Here is a 3,244-nt window from a genome sequence, read left to right as displayed (position 1 = left end):
CGAACACACGGGCATGCCTCCGTGAAGACGAGTTCATAAAGGACATCTATTACGGATTACAACATATGCGATTTGTATTGAAGTCGACTACATCTGGACAAGCCTCTCGTCGTCTGAAAGAGTGGATCGACCGTTTCATGTTTCATCCATGTGGGCCGCTGGCCAAGATTGCGAAAGCTGTTATAGTGCGTCAACGTGAGATGGAAAACACAATACTCTCGCCTTTCTCTAACGGAAAAATAGAAGGTACAAACAATAAAATCAAGCTAATCAAACGAAGAGCTTTCGGGTATCGTAATCTGAATAACTTCTTCACAAGGTTAAAACTTGAACTAGGAAGTTCGAAATAGCAACCACGACTTATGGTGATGAACCATAATTAGTTACATGAAAAATTTTATTTAGACTTATAAATGTGGGGGTGTTGAGTTGATTTCTGAAGAAATTTTAAGAAGTATAGCTGACCTTTTTAATGGAGATACAGAGGAAGATTTTTTTAAATATAAGTCAGGACCTCAATTGGTAGAATTTTTTAATACCCATTTTAGTTATGAAGATTCATATGGCCAAGGTTTTCCTTCAAGATGGTATTTTACTCTAGATAAACTTGTAGACCTAATAAATAAGAAAAAGATTGATAGATTCTTTAGCTTAGTCCTAAGTAAAAGATACCTGATGGTTGAAAAGCAAATTTCAGAGGTTAAGGCAGTGGTTTTAAGTGAAAAGATACATCAAAATATGAATAATCTTTTAAAGCCAAATGGATTAGTTATTATAAAAAAAGAAGACAGATTTGAGCTTGTTAGTGAAGATGAAGATTTGGTATACGTAGGAGAAGGCGGATTTGCAACAGTTTATAGAAGGAAATCTAACGGACTAATAGTTAAGAAGTTAAAAGAAGAATTTCTTGTAAAGCAGGATATTAAGAGCCGCTTTAAAAGAGAGTACAATATAACAAAATCCTTAAATGATGTACCAGGAATTATTGAAGTTTACGATTTTGATTTAGATGACTATTCCTACACAATGAAATTCGCTGAGCAATCATTGTTTGACTATGTTTCAAATTATGCTCACGACTTTGATACCCAAAAGACTATGATTCGCCAAATACTCTATGTAATGGGTAAGGTACATGAAAGGAATATTGTACATAGAGATATTAGCCCACATAACATCTTGATAGTTAATGGAAGGTTACATATTTCTGATTTTGGACTAGGTAAAGATTTAGATATGTTTCATTCACATAGAACTGCATACACAAATTCATTTGGACAGTTGTTTTATTGTGCCCCTGAACAGTTTATGCAACTGAAAGAGGGGGATAAAAAAAGTGATGTTTATTCTCTAGGGAGACTTATAAATTTTATAGTAGGAAGCGACCCTAGAAATTATAATCATATACTTAGAAGCGTTACAGAAAAAGCTACAAATGAAAATCCATTATACAGATTTGAAGATGCAAAAGAGCTTTTAGAAGCTGTAGAAAAAACAATCTCTTACCATGAAAATAATGAAAAGATTCAAGAGGTAAAAGAAAAAATCAAAAATGGCTTTTACGATGGAGATGTAGAAAATTATATTTATGGTTTAACTGCGATTGAGTTATGTAAGGATTTAGTTAATATTCCTCAATTTATTAATTCAGTTATGAAGTTTATCGAAAAGAATGATAAACGCAGTTTAGAAATAATGAAAATGATTGAAGATTCCTTTCGTGAGTATTGTGGCTTCTCATTTTCTTCATACGATATATTCTCGGACATAGCATATCGGATTTTAAAATCTAATGGGTTTTCATACTTAACTAAAGAAACTGCTGCAAGGATATTAAACACAATTGCTACCGATGTAAACCGATTTGAATCGCAAAGATTAATTGAAAGGTTAATAGAGAGTGGCTTAGAGCCTAGTATTGAAGATATTCTTTCTGTATAGAGATAATAATCATTACTCCTGATATTAAAAGAGCAATCACAAGTTGTGTGATTGCTTTTTATTTTTAATATACCAATTTACTGGATTAAAGACTAGTCGATATATGATAAAATTGACCTAAGAACTTTTTTTGGAGGAAACAACGTGAATAATCAAACTTATAATCAAATTGTTAGTTTTATATGGGGCATTGCGGATGATTACCTCCGTGATGTATATGTGCGTGGAAAATATAGAGATGTTATCTTACCAATGACTGTTATTCGCCGATTGGATGCTGTTTTAGAACCAACAAAAGATACGGTTTTACAGATGAAAAAAAGTCTAGATGATGCTGGTGTTATTAATCAAACAGATGCTCTATGTAGTGTAGCAGGGCAATCGTTTTGTAACACGTCACCTTTCACTCTTAAAGACTTGAAGTCACGTGCTAAGCAACAACATTTGAAGGCTGATTTTATTGCCTATCTAGATGGCTTTTCACCGAATGTACAGGAAATCCTTGAAAAGTTTAAATTTCGTAATCAGATAGATACCATGATTGAAGCGGATATATTAGGTGCTGTTATTGAGAAATTTGTAAGTCCTACTATTAACTTAAGTCCAAAACCAATACTAGATGATAATGGGGATATTAAGATACCAGGGCTGGATAATCATACCATGGGTGTAATATTTGAAGAACTTATTCGTCGGTTCAATGAAGAGAACAATGAAGAAGCTGGAGAACATTTCACCCCACGTGATGTAGTAGAACTGATGGCAGACATTACCTTCTTACCTATTGCCGACAAAATCAAAAATGCACCTTATCTTGTATACGATGGTGCGTGTGGAACTGGAGGCATGTTGACAATTGCAGATGAACGACTACACCAATTGGCAAAAGAACATGATAAGGAAATCAACACATATTTATATGGACAGGAAATTAACCCAGAAACGTATGCAATTACAAAAGCGGACTTACTAATTAAAGGAGAATCACTTCAGGATGATAACGTAGCCTTCGGGTCTACTTTATCAAACGATGGATATCCTACTCTAAACTTTGATTTTATGTTATCCAATCCTCCTTACGGTAAGAGCTGGAAAACTGATTTGGAGAGATTAGGTGGGAAATCGGATATTTCAGACCCACGTTTCATCGTAACTCATGATGGGGAACTGGATTTTAAAATGATTCCTCGTTCAAGTGATGGCCAAATGTTATTTCTAGCAAATAACACTAGTGTCGCATTAAAATGGGTAGGTCTTGTCCGATAAGCGGAATTGTCTGTAAATTTATTTAAACGTAAAAAAA

Annotated in this window: 3 protein-coding genes; all 3 read left to right on the top strand. The window is 34.0% G+C overall.

The genetic code is table 11. The features are described 5' to 3' along the window. The coding region (locus CF394_RS11920) for a transposase (protein ID WP_165767551.1) at nt 1-350 on the top strand (350 nt) is incomplete at its 5' end. A 79-nt stretch (nt 351-429) separates the two neighbouring features. Next, nucleotides 430-1,941, top strand: coding sequence for a serine/threonine-protein kinase (locus tag CF394_RS11915; RefSeq protein ID WP_094943911.1), 1,512 nt, complete (start codon nt 430-432; stop codon nt 1,939-1,941). Nucleotides 1,942-2,085: 144 nt separating this feature from the next. Next, a complete protein-coding gene (locus tag CF394_RS11910) occupies nt 2,086-3,207 on the top strand; it encodes a type I restriction-modification system subunit M (RefSeq protein WP_207761722.1) in 1,122 nt (373 codons plus the stop codon). Nucleotides 3,208-3,244 lie beyond the last annotated feature (37 nt).

The organism is Tetzosporium hominis (assembly GCF_002265435.1).
Taxonomy (GTDB): Bacteria; Bacillota; Bacilli; order Bacillales_A; family Planococcaceae; genus Chryseomicrobium; species Chryseomicrobium hominis.
Note: the sequence above shows the minus strand (reverse complement) of the source record. Positions and strands in the feature narration are given on the sequence as shown.